We start from the raw sequence: 256 nt of genomic DNA, 5'->3' as shown, positions 1-256 counted from the left end.
GGAGGTCTTTAGGATGATGGAAGAGACGAACGTAAGCTTAACCGATGCAACAACTGTTTCGGTAGGGGATGTAGTAAAAGCGACTGTTACAAAGGTAGAAGACAAACAAGCGGTGGTTGATGTGGGTTACAAATACGATGGACTAATCCCAATTAGTGAGCTTTCTCCCCTCCATGTTGAGAAGGTTTCCGATGAAGTAGCTGTAGGCGATACGTTTGAAGTGAAAGTAATCAAGCTCAATGACCAGAAGGAAGAG

General features: G+C 44.1%; 1 protein-coding gene. It reads left to right on the top strand.

Translation table 11 applies throughout. The annotated features are described in order from the left end of the window. Positions 1–13 precede the first annotated feature (13 nt). The coding region (locus SB773_RS33080; RefSeq protein WP_410594663.1) for a S1 RNA-binding domain-containing protein at positions 14–256 on the top strand (243 nt) is incomplete at its 3' end.

Origin of the sequence: Bacillus sp. SIMBA_074 (assembly GCF_046534555.1) — a bacterium.
Taxonomy (GTDB): Bacteria; Bacillota; Bacilli; order Bacillales; family Bacillaceae_G; genus Bacillus_A; species Bacillus_A mycoides.
This window is presented reverse-complemented; position numbering and strand designations above follow the sequence as displayed.